The following is a 15,917-nucleotide window of genomic DNA, read 5'->3' on the forward strand; positions in this document are numbered from 1 at the left end:
TTATTGTTTGCTGATTGTCGGATGCGATTTCCGTTGTTGATTGATGACACTGATGGGGAGTTCCATGTCATACCAGGTGTTAGCCAGAAAATGGCGCCCTGCCACGTTTGAGCAAGTTGTAGGCCAGTCTCATGTTTTACATGCTTTGACGAATGCATTAATGCAAAACCGTTTACATCATGCTTATCTGTTTTCAGGCACCCGAGGCGTGGGTAAGACGAGTCTTGCGCGTTTATTTGCTAAAGGACTTAATTGTGAACAAGGGATCACCGCTTCTCCCTGCGGTGAATGTGCAAGTTGTGTTGAGATTGCTCAGGGGCGGTTTGTTGATCTGATTGAGGTGGATGCCGCTTCACGTACTAAGGTCGACGACACCCGCGAACTACTCGATAATGTGCAATATCGTCCATCCCGTGGTCGTTTTAAAGTCTACTTAATTGATGAAGTGCATATGCTCTCAAGAAGCAGTTTTAATGCGCTGCTCAAGACGTTAGAAGAGCCTCCTGAACATGTTAAATTTCTCTTGGCCACGACAGATCCGCAACGATTGCCCGTCACGGTATTATCTCGCTGTTTGCAATTTAACTTAAAAAGTCTCACCCTCGATGAGATTTGTCTTCAGTTAGCGAATATTCTGGGGCATGAGGCGATCTCTTTTGATGATGGCGCGATAAAACTGTTAGCTAAGGCTGCCAATGGCAGTATGCGTGATGCCCTGAGCCTTGCCGATCAAGCAATTGCCTTTGGTGCGGGGCAAGTGACTTTATCTCAAGTGCAAACCATGCTCGGTACCATAGATGAGCATTACGTTATCGTGCTGCTTAACGCCTTGTGTGACGGTGACGTTGCCAATTTAATGCAAGTTACAGATGAAGTGCTCTCTTTTGGCGCCGATCCATTTGAAGTGCTGCGCAGTTTATTGGAGCTGTTACACCAAATAACCCTCACGCAATTTGCACCAGCTGCGGCGCAGTTGTCTAAATATACCGAGCAAATAAAAGCGTTTGCGTCTCAGCTTAGACCAGAGCAAGTACAGCTTTATTATCAGCTGTTATTAACTGGGCGCAAAGATCTCCCACATGCTCCAGATCCTAAATCGGGTTTAGAGATGGCGCTGCTGCGAGCCGTTGCTTTTGTCCCCGAAGCGCCTATTAAGCAGTGGCAAGGTGAGCCTAGTAGCGGCGTTACCTTACCCGAAATTAACGCCGGTGTAGGTAAATCAGTCAGTGACAATGATACTGGGTTAAACAATAAGACGGCTGTGATTGCTCAGCCATCAGAGGTTGAGCTAAAAGCTGAGGCTTCAGTGCCACATTCAACCAAGCTTGATGAGGTTGGAGAAAGTGAAGAGAGCACAGATACCGATGCGCTCATTGCCGAGCAAGCACTGATTTTAAGTCAAGCGGCTAGCCAAGGCATGAATCAAGTTGCTGACAGTGACAGTGACAGTGACAGTGATGCGAGCGTTGCCGCAGACTCAAATTCTACTGGCATTGACGCTACACAAAATAAAACCTCATCCAAGCCTGAAGTGTCACAATCAGATGCCGCGGAAGCCGATCTTTTTCAGCAGGGGATGTTCGAACAGAGCATGACCGATGATGTTTATATCTATGATGGAGAGCTTGACGAACAAGATCCCAGCGATTATGAGGCTTATCTTGCGAGTCAGGCTGAAGATACCAATACGACTTTAACGGTTTCACCTGCTAAAGCGTTAGCGGGATCTTCAACAGTTGATAGTGCTACTGAGGTGGCTACCGATGAAGCAGTGCCAGTTGAAGATGACTTACTCGATGCCGTTCTCGCCGCTCGTCAGTTTTTGTTAACCGACTTAGATGAAACATCATCTAAGGAGAGTGACACAAAAAAGCCTGAGGTTGGACGACAGGCCTATGTGCCGCCTAAGCGCAGTACTGATGTAAACAATAAGCACAACGAAAGCGCGCAAGCGCAAGAGCAAATACCACAAGGTGGCGAAGCGGCAGATGATAGCGATGGATCCCATCCTGTTACCTCGCTAACTGCTGAGTCACTTGATGATAGGCCGCCTTGGGAAGCACCAGCAGAAACAGCCCCAGTGGCTGAACAGTATGTTGATGAAGGCCAATTGCCGCAAAATGTATCGCCTCAAGCCGGAAATGACTCTGTCACTGAAGCTGATGAAACTGAGTCTGAGCCTGAGCCTGAGCCTATTGAATATCAGCAGCTGACATCATCAACCGATGTCGTAGCAGTTGATACGTCAGTATCTGCGGCGCGAGATGAATCGTGGCACTCTGAGGTGATAAGTCATGAAGTGACCGGGGATAGTACCGATTTAAAATGGTACCGACTGATGTCAGCCCTCGATATTGGTGGACGTGTACGCCAGCTTGCGGTTAATTCGGTATGTCGACAGTTTGTCGATCCTTTGCCTTTGGTGTTAAAACCCAATCAAAAGCATTTAGAGTCTCCAGGGCCTGTAGCGCAACTTGAAGAAGCATTGGGCAAAGCGCTGGGAGCACCATGTCAGGTCGTATTTTCGGTTGGCGTTGAGCAAGGGCGTGAGACGCCATTAGAAGTTCGTCAACGGTTTCACAAAGAGTTATTAGTGCAGGCCCATCAAGGCCTTATCAATGATGATAATATTCGTTGGTTAACTCAAACCATGAATGTCGAGATGGATCCCGATAGTTTAAGTTATTCCCCTGAATTACTCGGTAAACGCGGCCATGTGATTGAACTTATCGATAAGTCGAACTTTATTGAGCAAGTCGAGTCATAAACTGTCTGCATAAAGCATTTAGTTCATAAGTTTTTAGAATGGTGATCAGCATTGATTGCTTATTGGCGCTAATTGAGTAAGATTAGCCGGTTTTTAATATTGAAGAGAGCTCGATATGTTTGGAAAAGGCGGTATGGGCAACCTGATGAAACAGGCCCAAATGATGCAAGACAAGATGGCTAAAGTGCAAGAAGAGATTGCACGTATGGAAGTGACTGGCGAAGCTGGCGCAGGCCTTGTAAAAGTGACTATGACAGGCTCTCACAGTGTTCGTAAGGTTGATATCGATCCTAGCCTGCTGGAAGATGATAAAGAGATGCTTGAAGATCTTATCGCAGCAGCTTGCAATGATGCAGCGCGCCGTGTTGAAGAGAATCAAAAAGAGAAAATGGCTGAAGTCACTGGTGGTATGCAATTACCTCCAGGAATGAAGATGCCATTCTAAATATGAAATTCAGTCCCTTGGTCGATGAGTTGATCCAGTCTTTGCGCTGTTTGCCGGGCGTTGGGCCTAAGTCTGCGCAACGTATGGCGTTTCAATTATTGGAGCGTGATCGTAAAGCGGGTCAAAAATTGGCGCAATCTCTAGCGAGTGCGATGAGTGATGTTGGTCATTGCAGCGCGTGCCGCACGTTTACAGAAGAGACTTTATGTCCAATCTGTGCCAGCAGTCGCCGTGGTCAATCCGAGATCATCTGCGTGGTGGAAACACCGGCAGATGTCTTAGCAATCGAAGCAGGTGGTCATTTTTCGGGGCGTTATTTTGTACTGCTTGGTCACCTATCGCCGCTCGATGGTGTCGGGCCCGAGGAGTTAGGCTTGAGTTTGCTTGAGCAACATCTTGCTAGTGGTGAAATAAGTGAGTTGATCTTGGCAACTAACCCGACCGTTGAGGGGGATGCTACAGCTCATTTTATTGCTGATTTGGCAAAGCAACGCGAGATAAAAGTAAGCCGAATTGCTCACGGTGTGCCTGTCGGTGGTGAATTAGAGTATGTCGATAGCACCACATTAGCCTTATCTTTCAATGGTCGTTTGCCTTTGTAGCGACTCGTTCGTCTAAGATTTTGATTTTCTATATTTAAAAATCCAGTGTCTTGTACGCTGGATTTTTTTTGAGCAAATAAAACAGAGAATGAAATTATCGCTTGAAAAGTAAAATTCCAACCCCATCTCTTAAACCATAGAGCGTTATTTGTGAAATAGGAAGGTACAATCGATGTCACAACAAGAAACCCATGGCTTTCAAACTGAAGTCAAACAACTACTAAATTTGATGATCCACTCTTTGTATTCAAACAAAGAGATTTTCTTGCGTGAATTGGTCTCCAACGCTGCCGATGCTGCTGATAAGCTTAGGTATCAAGCATTGACCAAAGATGAGCTTTATGAAGGTGACGGTGAGCTGCGCGTTCGCGTCAGTGCCGATAAAGAAAAAGGCACTGTTACCATCGAAGATAATGGTATTGGTATGACCCGTGACGGTGTCATCGAACATTTAGGTACCATTGCTAAATCGGGTACCGCTGAGTTCTTTAAAAACTTATCGGGTGATGAGTCAAAAGATTCTCAGCTGATTGGTCAATTTGGTGTTGGTTTCTACTCTTCATTTATTGTTGCTGATAAAGTGACTGTTCGTACTCGTGCGGCAGGTCATGCTGCTGATGAAGGGGTGCAATGGGAATCAGCCGGTGAAGGTGATTTTACCGTTGAGAACATTGTAAAAGAGACTCGCGGTACGGAAATTATTTTGCATCTTCGTGATGATGAAAAAGAGTTTGCCGACGATTACCGTTTACGTTCTATCATTACTAAATACTCTGATCATATTTCAGTTCCAGTGGAGATGTGGCAGGAAGGTACTCCAGCTCAAGAAGCGAGCGAAGAGGGTGGTGAAGCGATTCCTGCAACCGAAGGTTATTGGAAAGCGATGAACAAGGCGACCGCACTTTGGACCCGTAACAAGAGCGATGTCACCGATGAGGAATACCAGGAGTTCTATAAGCATATTTCTCATGATTTTAGTGATCCACTGTTATGGAGCCATAACCGCGTAGAGGGTAAGCAAGAGTATACGAGCTTGCTTTATATCCCAGCGAAGGCACCATGGGATATGTGGAACCGTGATCGTAAGCATGGCTTAAAGCTATTTGTACAACGCGTATTCGTTATGGATGATGCCGAGCAGTTTATGCCAAGTTATCTGCGTTTCGTCCAAGGCTTGATTGATTCAAACGATCTACCGCTCAACGTGTCACGCGAGATATTACAAGATAACAAGATCACCACAGCACTTCGTACCGCGGTGACTAAGCGCGTGTTAGGTATGTTAGAGAAGCTTGCTAAGAACGATCCTGAAAAGTATCAAAGCTTCTGGGCTGAATTTGGCCAAGTACTAAAAGAAGGTCCAGCAGAAGATTTTGCTAACAAAGAGAAAATTGCTGGTCTATTACGCTTTGCCTCTACCCACACCAACGAAGCGGCGCATAGCGTTTCTTTGAGCGATTACGTTTCGCGTATGAAAGAGGGGCAAAACAAGATTTACTACATTGTTGCCGATAGCCATGAAGCGGCTGCAAACAGCCCCCACCTTGAACTACTTCGTAAGAAAGAGATTGAAGTCTTACTGATGTCTGAGCGAATCGATGAGTGGTTGATCAGTCACTTAACTGAGTTTGACGGTAAACAGCTGCATTCAGTGACGCGTGGCGATCTAGAGCTAGGTGAACTTGAAGACGCTGGTGAAAAAGAAGCGCAAGAGAAGCTAGAAACCGAATCTGAAGGATTAGTGAAGCGTGTTAAAGATGTGCTTGGCGACAAGGTTTCTGCAGTTAAAGTCACCACGCGTTTAACCGATACGCCGGCCTGTGTTGTAGCGGGTGAAGGTGAAATGTCATCTCAGATGATTAAACTGATGCAAGCTGCTGGGCAGTCGGTACCAGAAAGTAAACCTGTGTTTGAGCTAAACCCCGAGCATCCTTTGGTGTCACGCTTAGATGCTGAGCAAGACGAGGAGTTGTTTGGTCAATGGGCAGAGCTACTGTTGCAACAGGCTCAACTGTCTGAAAAAGGTAGCTTGGCCGATCCATCAGCGTTCATTAAGTTGATGAATAAGATGTTACTTGCAGGTATAAAGTAATCATTCGATAAATTAAGAGGCAGTTTAACTGCCTCTTATGCTATTTATCCTAAGGGACACTATGGAAACTGTACTGGATTTAACCAAAGAGAACATACAGCAAGTTGTTGATGCCTCGATGCAACAAGTGGTTGTGTTGACGTTTTGGAGCCAACAAAGCCCTGAAAGTATGGCATTAGTGCAGACGCTAGAGCAGATGGCTGCGATGAATGCAGGGCGATTTGTTCTTGCTAAGGTTAACTGCGATGCTGAAATGGAGATTGCGAACTATTTTCAGATCCAGAGCTTACCAACGACATTAGTGCTCAGTGAAGGTAAACCGATAGATGGATTTGCTGGTGTGCAAGAACAAGCACAAATAGAAGCCCTGTTTGATAAGCACTTACCTAAAGTTTGGCGAATGCAATTAGACAGTGCTAAGGCTTTGCTGGCTGAGAATAACGCTGAGCAAGCGTTACCTATACTGGTTGAAGCATATCAAGCTGCTCAGCATGCGGAAGTCGCGCTCGTTTATGCCGATGCGCTGTTACTATTAGGTAATGTGAATCAAGCCAAAGTGCTATTAGATGGAATCGGCCTTGCCGATCAGGATAGCTACTACCAGAGTCTGAAGGCGAAATTATCCCTTGCGCTTGACGCAGCAGATACGCCAGAAATAAGAAGCTTGCTGGAGTCTGTTGAAGCCAATCCTCAAGATTTAACTCTGCTTCTTTCGTTGGCCAAAGCCCTTAATGCGGCTAAGCGAGATGAAGAAGCGCTGGAAAAGCTCTATGGGGTTCTACATTCCGATATTGCCGCCCATAACGGTGAAGTAAAGCTGCTCTTTATGGAAATATTGACTGCAATGGGCCAAGGTAATCCTGTTGCCAATCAATACCGCCGTAAGTTATATAGCTTGCTGTACTGATAATATCTATATTTACGCTCGACTTGAGTTTATTTCTCTACCTTTAGGGTTATTCTTTGGTTTATTAAACTGCATAAGCCTAAAGTCGAACGAAAACTGCGTTATCTACACTTCAAAAGGGCGGCCATTTGTGCGAAGATCGCCGCCCAATGATAAAAAATAATAATCTAAATTATGCGAAATAAGAGGACTCTCAGATGCGCATTATGCTATTAGGTGCCCCAGGTGCCGGTAAAGGTACTCAGGCCCAATTCATCATGGAAAAATATGGTGTGCCACAAATCTCTACTGGCGACATGCTTCGTGCTGCCGTTAAAGCTGGAACGCCTCTTGGCCTAGAAGCAAAGAAAGTGATGGATGCGGGACAGTTGGTTTCTGATGAGCTGATTATTGGCTTAGTTAAAGAGCGTGTTGCTCAAGATGACTGTGCAAAAGGTTTCTTGCTTGATGGTTTCCCACGTACCATTCCTCAGGCTGATGCAATGGCGTCTAGCGGTATTGAAATTGATCACGTGATTGAAATTGATGTGCCAGATGAAGAGATCGTTAAGCGTATGAGCGGTCGTCGTGTTCATCCTGGTTCTGGTCGTGTTTATCATGTTGTGTTTAATCCACCTAAAGTGGAAGGCAAAGATGACGTCACAGGTGAAGACTTAGCGATCCGTCCTGATGACGAAGAGAGCACTGTCCGTAAGCGCTTAGGTATTTATCATGAGCAAACTAAGCCACTAGTTGAGTACTATGGTAACGCAGCAGCCAAAGGTGACATGACTTACAATAAGTTTGATGGCACTCAAAGTGTTGCTGCAGTTAGCGAAGCGATTGTAAAAGCTATCGGTTAACTGCTATTAGTTAATAGTAATTAATAGTAATCGGTATATGAGCTACTAATCATATGAGCTGCTTCTCATATTTAAAAAAGCCCACTTAGGTGGGCTTTTTTTATGCCAAATGTGGTGCTAGCCTACGGCAATCATCGTGTTAGCTTTATGGGTAGAAAATCACTTGAGCTCAATCTCACCAAGCGTTTCAGCCAAAATAGGCGTATTGTTAGTTAACCTGGGTACCCCAGATACACCAACGCCTAAAGATGTTAAACAGTTTCTAAAACAGTTTCTAAGCGACCCTCGGGTTGTCGATCTTAATCCTTTGATTTGGAAGCCTATCCTAAACGGTATCATTCTTAACACTCGCCCTAAAGCCGTTGCTAAGTTATATCAATCCATTTGGTGGGAGCAAGGATCACCACTGATGGTGATCAGTGAACGGCAGCGAAATGCGTTAGCAGCATTGTTGTTAGAGCAGCATGGCAAAAGCATTCCTGTTGAGTTAGGAATGAGTTATGGCAATCCTTCACTAGAAACTGGAATCGATAAACTGTTAGCACAAGGTGTCGAGCGGGTTGTGGTGTTGCCCTTATATCCTCAATATTCTTGTTCAACGGTAGCACCAGTATTTGATGCCATTGCCAAGGTATATTCAGGTCGCCGTGATTATCCTGAAACTCGCTTCAGCAAAGAGTATTACCAGCATCCGAGCTATATTTTGGCGTTAGCGAACTCTGTTCGCCGTCACTGGCAAGCCCATGGCCGTAGCCAGTGTTTATTGATGTCATTTCATGGTGTGCCATTGCGATATGTCACCGAAGGCGACCCTTATCAGCAACAATGTGAAACAACTGCCAAGTTACTGGCCACAGAGTTGGGTTTAGATGACTGCCAATGGCGGCTGTGTTTTCAATCAAAATTTGGTAAAGAGGAGTGGTTGACGCCGGCTACTGACGCACTACTAGAATCACTTCCTGGCCAAGGCGTTCGTTCTGTCGATATCATGTGCCCCGCTTTTGCGGTGGACTGTTTAGAAACTCTAGAAGAGATCGCGATTGGCGGCAAAGAGAGCTTTATTGAGGCTGGTGGAGAAGATTATCGTTTTGTTCCTTGTTTAAATGATGATGAGACTCAAATTCTGCTGTTGTCGCAATTGGTTTCAGAACAAGCTGGCCATTGGTTGAATTCTTAGTCATTCATTGCTATCGCTAACGCATTAATCACTGCCTAGTGCTATTTTATGTGGTAGGATCTGCCGCCATTTTAGTAAGGTTTGGGTGCTGACGTCAGTTTTTATCGACGCAGCTCGGTAGATAGTGGGCTAAGGGGGTCTAGTTCACTGTTTATTTCAATTTGATTTTTGCATGGATGCGATAAGAGTGAGTTCGGTATGAAGTTTCCTGGTCAACGTAAATCAAAGCATTACTTTCCAGTTAAAAATCGTGATCCATTATTGGCACAGCTAACCCTGCAGCCACAACATATATCTACCCATGTGAGTGGCATAGATCAAACATTGGTCGACATCGAAGCTAAAGTCGAAGACGAGCTACTTAGCCGTTATGAGTTACCTAAGGGAAATTCGACATTAATTGATGATGTTAAAGCGCATCAATTGTATAACGAGCTTAAGCAATCAAATATGATTAGCGATGAGTTTGCTGGCGGCACTATAGGTAACACGGTTCACAATTACTCAGTATTGGCTGATGATCGCTCGGTCTTATTTGGCGTGATGAGCAAGAATATTGAAGTCGGTAGCTATGCATATCGTTATCTCTGTAATACATCATCAAAAGTCGATTTGAATTACTTGCAACCTGTTGATGGTCCAATTGGTCGTTGTTTTACATTAATTTCAGAATGTGGTGAGCGTACGTTTGCGATCAGTAAAGGGTCGATGGATAAATTGACACCTGAATTTATTGATAAAAAGATTGTACAAGACTCATCTGCATTAGTGTTAACCGCTTATTTAATGCGTGCTAGCGGTGGTGATCAAATTACCGATGCTGCCTTAAAAGCGATTGAGTATGCCAAAGAGGCTGACGTTCCGGTCGTGCTGACCCTAGGTACCCGTTTCCTTATTGAGGAAGATCCACAATGGTGGATTAATTTCATTAGAAATAACGTAACCATTTTGGCTATGAACGAGGATGAAGGCGAGGCATTAACGGGTTTTCGTGATCCTTTAAGTGCCAGTGATGCGGCGTTAGATTGGTGTGATTTAGTGCTCACTACTGCAGGGCCATTAGGCCTTTATATGGCGGGTTATACCGAGGATTCAGAGAAGCGTGAAACCACGCATACGCTTTTACCTGGTGCCATTCCTGAGTTTAATCGTTATGAGTTTTCAAGACCGAAATTAAAGAGCGATTGCGAAACACCGATTAAAGTCATGGCGCATATCTCGCCCTATATGGGCGGCCCAGAGATCATTCGCAATACTAATGGCGCTGGAGATGGCGCATTGGCGGCCTTGCTGCATGATTTAGCCTCGAATACGTATCACAAAGCAAATGTACCTGGGTCGAGTAAACACAAACGCGATGGTTTGTGTTATTCATCATTCTCTCAAATTTGTAAATATGCTAACCGAGTCGCTTATGAAGTGTTGGCGCAGCATAGCCCTAGACTATCGCGCGGATTACCTGAGCGTGAAGATAGTTTAGAAGAAGCGTATTGGGAACGTTAATACGTTGCCAATGTGAGTATCTTGAGAGGTGTTAGTGCTTTGACAATAAGAGTACGAACATCTGTGTTTTAATGTGCTTTAAAATACCTGCCGAAAAAAAGAGAAGGCCTTCAGAGGAAGCCTTCTCTTTTGCAGCTGTAACGATAAATTGTTACGGTTTTCTGTTAAGCCCGAATTCGGCGGGCGTCAAAATATAGGTATCTTCGCAATAGAACTCTTCGGCCTTACACTGCTGCCACCAAGATGACCATGCTGTATCATTTACCTTTTCCTCTATTATGGCATTGGGTTCTAGCGGTGCGACTAAGCTTCCTGTGGAGATCAGTAGTCCGTAAGGGGAGCGTCTCTTTATCATCCCTGGCTTGAGTTTGTTTGGATTGTCCAATCCCATACTGCCGACCAATTCATAAAACATTCTTAGGGTATGATGATGGAAGTTTTTGACTCGCTCACTTTTGAGTTCAACTTCTAATGCCTTAGAACGAGCAGGATCTTGGGTGGCAATGCCGGTGGGGCACATGTTGGTATTGCAGTTTCGTGACTGAATACAACCCAGTGCCAGCATCATAGTACGCGCAGCATTAACGATATCGGCTCCCATGGCGATCTTTGTCAGTAGATCAAAGCTCGACGCGGTTTTACCCGAGGAGATAAGCGTGATTTTATGCCTTAGCCCAACACCAATTAAGGCATTGTTGACGAAATATACGCCTTCGAGGCACATCATGCCTAAGCGATTTGTGAACTCAACGGGGGCTGCACCAGTGCCACCTTCGGCGCCATCTATGGTGATAAAGTCAGGGGTTATTCCGGTTTTTAACATGGCTTTACATATCGCTAAAAATTCAGCGGGATTCCCAATACATAACTTGAAGCCAACAGGTTTACCACCACTTAATTCGCGTAGTGTTTTGACAAAGTTTAGTAGTGCTATAGGGGTGGTACATTCAGGGTTTACTGCTGGTGAAACGCAATCTTTCTCCATTGAAATATGACGGATCATCGCGATTTCGGGAGTGATTTTTGCCTTGGGTAGTACACCGCCATGACCTGGTTTAGCCCCTTGGCTTAGCTTTATCTCGATCATCTTTATTTGTGGCCGTTTCGCCATTTTTTCAAAACTGTTTGGATTGAAGTTACCGTCATCATCTCGGCAACCAAATAGGCCTGAGCCGATTTGCCAAACAAGATCACCTCCATGTTTTAGGTGATAAGGGCTAGCACCACCTTCGCCAGTGTTATGGTAACAAGCTGCTTTTTTTGCGCCGAGATTGAGGGCCTCGATAGCGTTGGCACTTAACGACCCAAAACTCATGGCTGAGATATTAAAATAGGATGCATCATAGGGTTGACTGCAATCTGGGCCGCCAATGCGTACGCGTTTAGCCTGATCTTCTATATGCTTGGGTGATAATGAGTGCCAAAGGCTTTGGTAGTTTTCTTCAAGTAGATCATGTTGAGTACCAAATGCAATGGTATCGCGAACATTTTTAGCGCGTTGGTAGACCAAGGAGCGTTGCTCGCGGTTAAAGGGCGCTTCTTCGGTATCGCTGGCGATGAAATACTGTTGGATCTCTATTCGGTACGACTCAAGAAAATACCTTAGATAAGCAACAACGGGATAAAGTCGGTTCAACGTATGAGGGCTAAAATAGATATCGTAGCTACCGACAATAGTGTAAAGCAGTGTAGTGCTTAATAGCAGTGTACTGGTCCAGCCTCCGATTTGAGTAAAGAGATAGAGCGCTGCTAGGTTGCCTAAGGTGGCGACAAGCCAAAAAACCTTTTGCATGATAGTCATATAAAGCATTCCTTTTGCTTACATTATCCACAAGTTTCCTTATTGAACGACATAGTCAGTATTTTAGCAATCAGGTTTAATACTTTCTTAATTAACCAAATTGTCGGTATATTAGATAGTTCAATACAGTAAGGACAAAAAGGAGTTCGTTGTGATCATTGCACAAACAGACAGACTTATACTGCGCCATTTCGAGGCTAAAGATATAGAGGTCATCTTTCTATTAAACAGTATTCCTGAAGTCCTTACCTATATTCCAGGCGAGCCAATGACCTGTCTATCTCAGGCGCAGCAGATATTTGAAAATGTTGTGTTAAAAAGTTATCAAGAGCGTGGATACGGTCGCTGGGCAGTAGAACACAAATCTGATGGTAAAGTGATCGGCTTTTGTGGGCCCACATTTATAAAAGAGTTTAATGAGGTTGAGCTAGGTTATCGCTACCTTCCTGAGTATTGGGGAAAGGGCATCGGGAGTGAAGCGGGACTTGCCGCCTTAGCGCATTTTAAAGATTATGATATTCAGCAGGCAATCGCATTGATTTTACTGGGTAATAAAGGCTCAGAAGGTGTAGCGCGTAAGGTTGGAATGAAGCTGCGTAGTCGAGATAAGTTTATGGGGCACAAAGTTAATGTGTTCCATAAATGTTTGTAACATAAAAAAACCAGCTTAAAAGCTGGTTTTCATTGGTTTACTAACCTTACTCATCACCGTGATCGCACTCGTCATTAGTGCAAACACCATAAAGGTACAAACTGTGATTTGTGAGTTTGATATTGTACTTCATCGCAATTTCATCTTGACGGCGTTCGATAACATCATCTGAGAACTCAATGACTTTACCGCAAGATAGGCATACCAAATGATCGTGATGATGCTGTGATGAAAGTTCGAAAACAGCTTTGCCACTTTCAAAGTGATGGCGGCTAACAATGCCTGCGTCATCAAATTGGTTCAATACGCGGTAAACGGTTGCTAACCCAATCTCTTCACCAATATCGAGCAGCTTCTTGTATAGGTCTTCTGCACTGATATGTTGGTTTTCGGGTCCCTGCATCAGCTCGAGGATCTTGACTCGTGGTAAAGTGACCTTTAATCCCGCTTTCTTTAGCGCTTGATTTCCATCTGTCATTATTAATCTCTTGATTGCAGAACCATTAGCAAAGCCAATAGAGGTTCAGTTGTTGATATTGGGAACCATTATAGGGGCTGAATTTAAAAACTTAAACCTTTGATCTTGTATATTGTTCCTTCAAGTAATAATTTGGCTGAAATTATCGCTATCTGTGCGATAAATACTGCATTTTTCACATACTTTTTGTAGTGTTATTTATACTAACGCCCAATATTCTAGGGCGCTAAAATCTGGCAGGCTAAACTTGAACCAGCTTTGTTTAAGGTCATCATTAACCTAAGCCAATAGAACAATAAGAAGGGAATGTCGATGTATCAACAGATTGTGGTGTTAACTGGAGCCGGGATCTCTGCCGAATCAGGATTGAGAACCTTTAGGGATCAGGATGGACTTTGGGAAGAGCATAAAATAGAAGATGTGGCGACGCCCGAAGGCTATCAACGTGATCCTGAAATGGTTGAACGTTTCTATAACGAAAGATGGCAGCAATTACATGATGGGCATGTTGAGCCTAATGCCGCCCATATTGCACTGGCTAGGCTCGAACATGAGTTTGATGGGCAGCTGCTGGTTGTAACACAAAATATTGATGACCTCCATGAAAGAGCGGGTTCACGTCGCTTGTTACATATGCACGGCGAATTGACCAAAGGCCGCTGTCCACGATCGCAGCAAACCTTCCTATTGACCGATCATTTTGGTGTCAATCATACCTGTACTTGTTGTATTCCCGCTCAGCGTTTACGACCCCATGTGGTTTGGTTTGGAGAGATGCCAATAGGGTTAGATCGTATTCAACATGCGTTAGATACCTGCGATCTATTTATCGCTATCGGCACATCGGGCTCGGTTTATCCTGCAGCAGGTTTTGTTGATACCGCTAATCATCATGGCGCGCAAACCGTTGAGGTTAATTTGATGCCAGCCGATAGGCACAGTCAATTTCAATATCACCTTCAAGGTAAGGCAAGTGAGATTTTACCTAACCTAGTTGATGATATTTTACGTGGTCAGGTGGTAGGTGATACTGCTGATAGCGCTACAGCGGCAAAGTAAATGGAACTAAATACAGATCCATTAACATCGAGCGGTTGGTCATCTTGTCAAACTAAACTGGCCATTATTATGCGTGGCTTACCCGGAAGCGGTAAGAGTTACTGGGTAGAGCAGTTTATTAACGCGCAGCCGATCGATATTGCTAATGGTATTAGGCAACGTGGTTATTTTTCCACGGATAAATTGTTTTATATTGATGGTAAATATCGATTTAATGTGAATCGGTTGAGTGAATACCATCAACGTAATTTGACCGCATTTATTCATGCGCTGAGCAGAGGTGAGCCAATTGTTATTTGCGACAATACCAATATGGCTCGGTGGGAGTTTATGACCTACGACGCGGCAGCAAAAGCCTTAGGTTACCAAGTACGTGAAGTGTTAATCGGTGACCCGCTTGATGACGCACATCAACAACTCTGTGCCCAGCGAAATCAACATGGGGTCTCGTTACATCATATTCAATCGATGGCGACTAAGTTTGAACCATTCTAGCGAGGAGCATAAATGTATGCGGTCATTTTTAGACGCAAAATAGTCAAACAGACCGATGAATATTCACGTTTAGCGTCGAAGTTGCGTCAGTTAGGCGTGTTTTTTAACTGCTTACTTTTGTGTTGAATGGCCTCACAAGAGAACGACTATTCCATCATCCATAGCCTTGAATGCGTTCCCAAAAAACACGCTGAGTAGATCGCTTTCTTATACTGATTGGTACTCCTCAAGAGGAGCAAGAGATCGCCATTTCCTATTGGCATGATGAAGCAGACATATTAGCATGGAGAAAAGGTAGCGATCATCAAATGGCCAGTTGCTAGGTGCAAGGGAATGGTACTGGAGTGATCAAGTTGATGTGACCTCGCTGAAAAGTCGTTATCTAAAGAATTGACAACGGAGTGTTAAATTTGAAACTTGCCCTATTGAGTGACCTACAAAGTAATACGGCATCTCAGGCCGTTTCTTATCTGTTTAGTGTTTTTAATACCCACGTTAGCATCGGCTACCTCGCCTCTGAACATGAACCAAATAAGCACTATTTCCAGCAAACCCAAGGCTTTTATACTCAGTTTAATGGCCAAATGAGTTGCTATGTCGATCTGCAACAAGGCTATAGCGATGAAAAGTTTAATACGCTGTGCCAAGCGGACGTTATTCACCTTGCCGGTGGCGATACCTTTGGTTTTCTGGCGGATTTACAGCGCCGCGATAAATTGAATCAATTGCGCGCATTTGCGCGTAAGGGAGGTATCATTGTGGGTGTTAGTGCTGGGGCGATGTTGTTAACCCCCAACATTATGTCAGCATTCCTTTGCGGAGACGAAAACAGTGCGATGCTTGATGACTTTTCTGCTTTAGCATTGCTCCCTTATCAGTTCGTTCCCCACGCTGATTTTAGCCAAAATGGCGTCGACCTCAGTGTTGCCGCATCGCGTTTGTTTAACCATGATGATTTAGTCCGTTATCCACTTATTTTTTGCTCAGACGGCGATGCCGTTGTTTATCAAAATAACCATGTTATTGGCTTTGGTGCGCCATTGTTATTCGATGGTATTTCGGTGCTATCGCTTGTCTAGCCTTTTTCAATAATGCTG

The 15,917-nt window shown here is 44.4% G+C and carries 14 protein-coding genes; 12 read left to right on the forward strand and 2 right to left on the reverse strand.

Annotated elements, in window-relative coordinates; genetic code table 11:
* Positions 1-64: 64 nt before the first annotated feature.
* The 8 genes from dnaX (at position 65) to K0I62_RS08230 (ending at position 10,335) form a co-directional block, all read left to right on the forward strand.
* Positions 65-2,767, forward strand: coding sequence for a DNA polymerase III subunit gamma/tau (gene dnaX / locus K0I62_RS08195; protein ID WP_220070969.1), 2,703 nt, complete (start codon positions 65-67; stop codon positions 2,765-2,767).
* A 115-nt stretch (positions 2,768-2,882) separates the two neighbouring features.
* On the forward strand, positions 2,883-3,212 hold the full coding sequence (locus tag K0I62_RS08200; protein ID WP_069672062.1) for a YbaB/EbfC family nucleoid-associated protein: 330 nt from the start codon (positions 2,883-2,885) through the stop codon (positions 3,210-3,212).
* A 2-nt stretch (positions 3,213-3,214) separates the two neighbouring features.
* Positions 3,215-3,814 carry a recombination mediator RecR gene (gene recR / locus K0I62_RS08205; RefSeq protein ID WP_220070970.1) on the forward strand — a complete coding sequence of 200 codons (600 nt, stop codon included), beginning with the start codon at positions 3,215-3,217 and terminating at the stop codon, positions 3,812-3,814.
* Between the two features lie 172 nt (positions 3,815-3,986).
* Entirely contained in the window at positions 3,987-5,906 is a 1,920-nt protein-coding gene (htpG, locus tag K0I62_RS08210; RefSeq protein ID WP_220070971.1) for a molecular chaperone HtpG, read from the forward strand.
* Between the two features lie 61 nt (positions 5,907-5,967).
* Positions 5,968-6,813 carry a co-chaperone YbbN gene (locus K0I62_RS08215; protein ID WP_220070972.1) on the forward strand — a complete coding sequence of 282 codons (846 nt, stop codon included), beginning with the start codon at positions 5,968-5,970 and terminating at the stop codon, positions 6,811-6,813.
* 197 nt (positions 6,814-7,010) lie between these two features.
* On the forward strand, positions 7,011-7,655 hold the full coding sequence (adk, locus tag K0I62_RS08220; protein ID WP_220070973.1) for an adenylate kinase: 645 nt from the start codon (positions 7,011-7,013) through the stop codon (positions 7,653-7,655).
* 172 nt (positions 7,656-7,827) lie between these two features.
* Positions 7,828-8,832 (forward strand): ferrochelatase, encoded by a 1,005-nt coding sequence (gene hemH / locus K0I62_RS08225; RefSeq protein WP_434086842.1) that lies wholly within the window; start codon positions 7,828-7,830, stop codon positions 8,830-8,832.
* A gap of 198 nt (positions 8,833-9,030) precedes the next feature.
* Positions 9,031-10,335 (forward strand): inosine/guanosine kinase, encoded by a 1,305-nt coding sequence (locus K0I62_RS08230; RefSeq protein ID WP_220070974.1) that lies wholly within the window; start codon positions 9,031-9,033, stop codon positions 10,333-10,335.
* Positions 10,336-10,486: 151 nt separating this feature from the next.
* Here K0I62_RS08230 and K0I62_RS08235 read toward each other — a convergent pair whose 3' ends face one another.
* On the reverse strand, positions 10,487-12,136 hold the full coding sequence (locus tag K0I62_RS08235; RefSeq protein WP_220070975.1) for an FMN-binding glutamate synthase family protein: 1,650 nt from the start codon (positions 12,134-12,136) through the stop codon (positions 10,487-10,489).
* A 151-nt stretch (positions 12,137-12,287) separates the two neighbouring features.
* Between K0I62_RS08235 and K0I62_RS08240 the strand changes: the two genes are divergently transcribed.
* Positions 12,288-12,788: a GNAT family N-acetyltransferase gene (locus K0I62_RS08240; protein ID WP_220070976.1), complete on the forward strand. Its 501-nt coding sequence runs from the start codon at positions 12,288-12,290 to the stop codon at positions 12,786-12,788.
* 46 nt (positions 12,789-12,834) lie between these two features.
* Here K0I62_RS08240 and fur read toward each other — a convergent pair whose 3' ends face one another.
* Positions 12,835-13,266 carry a ferric iron uptake transcriptional regulator gene (gene fur, locus K0I62_RS08245; protein ID WP_220070977.1) on the reverse strand — a complete coding sequence of 144 codons (432 nt, stop codon included), beginning with the start codon at positions 13,264-13,266 and terminating at the stop codon, positions 12,835-12,837.
* Positions 13,267-13,578: 312 nt separating this feature from the next.
* Between fur and cobB the strand changes: the two genes are divergently transcribed.
* The 3 genes from cobB (at position 13,579) to K0I62_RS08260 (ending at position 15,899) form a co-directional block, all read left to right on the forward strand.
* Positions 13,579-14,325: a Sir2 family NAD+-dependent deacetylase gene (gene cobB / locus K0I62_RS08250; RefSeq protein WP_220070978.1), complete on the forward strand. Its 747-nt coding sequence runs from the start codon at positions 13,579-13,581 to the stop codon at positions 14,323-14,325.
* Entirely contained in the window at positions 14,326-14,820 is a 495-nt protein-coding gene (locus K0I62_RS08255; RefSeq protein WP_220070979.1) for an AAA family ATPase, read from the forward strand.
* A 410-nt stretch (positions 14,821-15,230) separates the two neighbouring features.
* On the forward strand, positions 15,231-15,899 hold the full coding sequence (locus K0I62_RS08260) for a Type 1 glutamine amidotransferase-like domain-containing protein (protein WP_220070980.1): 669 nt from the start codon (positions 15,231-15,233) through the stop codon (positions 15,897-15,899).
* Positions 15,900-15,917 lie beyond the last annotated feature (18 nt).

The sequence above is a fragment of the Shewanella psychrotolerans genome (genome assembly GCF_019457595.1).
Taxonomy (GTDB): Bacteria; Pseudomonadota; Gammaproteobacteria; order Enterobacterales; family Shewanellaceae; genus Shewanella; species Shewanella psychrotolerans.

Coding starts and splice junctions, on each gene's coding strand:
- dnaX (WP_220070969.1), top strand. CDS start 65: ATGTCATACCAGGTGTTAGCCAGAAAATGGCGCCCTGCCACGTTTGAG.
- K0I62_RS08200 (WP_069672062.1), top strand. CDS start 2,883: ATGTTTGGAAAAGGCGGTATGGGCAACCTGATGAAACAGGCCCAAATG.
- recR (WP_220070970.1), top strand. CDS start 3,215: ATGAAATTCAGTCCCTTGGTCGATGAGTTGATCCAGTCTTTGCGCTGT.
- htpG (WP_220070971.1), top strand. CDS start 3,987: ATGTCACAACAAGAAACCCATGGCTTTCAAACTGAAGTCAAACAACTA.
- K0I62_RS08215 (WP_220070972.1), top strand. CDS start 5,968: ATGGAAACTGTACTGGATTTAACCAAAGAGAACATACAGCAAGTTGTT.
- adk (WP_220070973.1), top strand. CDS start 7,011: ATGCGCATTATGCTATTAGGTGCCCCAGGTGCCGGTAAAGGTACTCAG.
- K0I62_RS08230 (WP_220070974.1), top strand. CDS start 9,031: ATGAAGTTTCCTGGTCAACGTAAATCAAAGCATTACTTTCCAGTTAAA.
- K0I62_RS08235 (WP_220070975.1), bottom strand. CDS start 12,136: ATGACTATCATGCAAAAGGTTTTTTGGCTTGTCGCCACCTTAGGCAAC.
- fur (WP_220070977.1), bottom strand. CDS start 13,266: ATGACAGATGGAAATCAAGCGCTAAAGAAAGCGGGATTAAAGGTCACT.
- cobB (WP_220070978.1), top strand. CDS start 13,579: ATGTATCAACAGATTGTGGTGTTAACTGGAGCCGGGATCTCTGCCGAA.
- K0I62_RS08255 (WP_220070979.1), top strand. CDS start 14,326: ATGGAACTAAATACAGATCCATTAACATCGAGCGGTTGGTCATCTTGT.